This window comes from Citrobacter sp. EC_71 (genome assembly GCF_019584005.1).
GTDB classification, from domain to species: Bacteria; Pseudomonadota; Gammaproteobacteria; order Enterobacterales; family Enterobacteriaceae; genus Citrobacter; species Citrobacter werkmanii.
Genome location: NZ_VDAY01000077.1, coordinates 1 through 405, shown reverse-complemented (window position 1 = coordinate 405; position 405 = coordinate 1). Strand labels below are relative to the sequence as shown.

General features: G+C 51.9%; 1 pseudogene. It reads left to right on the top strand.

The window, feature by feature from the left end:
- A pseudogene (gene metQ, locus FHD02_RS24070) lies at nucleotides 1-398 on the top strand (methionine ABC transporter substrate-binding lipoprotein MetQ); the annotation flags it as partial.
- Nucleotides 399-405: the final 7 nt, after the last annotated feature.

The window sequence follows — 405 nt, the reverse complement described above, 5'->3', positions numbered from 1 at the left end:
CTAACCTTGGTCGTTCCCTGCTGCTGCTGCAGAAAGTGGGCCTGATCAAACTGAAAGACGGTGTTGGCCTGCTGCCAACCGTTCTGGACGTCACCGAGAACCCGAAAAATCTGAAAATTGTTGAGCTGGAAGCACCGCAGCTGCCACGTTCTCTGGACGATGCGCAGATTGCCCTGGCCGTTATCAACACCACGTACGCCAGCCAGATTGGCCTGACGCCAGCTAAAGACGGTATCTTCGTTGAAGATAAAGACTCTCCATACGTAAACCTGATCGTGACTCGCGAAGACAACAAAGACGCGGAAAACGTGAAGAAATTCGTACAGGCCTATCAGTCTGACGAAGTTTACCAGGAAGCCAACAAAGTGTTTAACGGCGGCGCTGTTAAGGGCTGGTAATCTCACC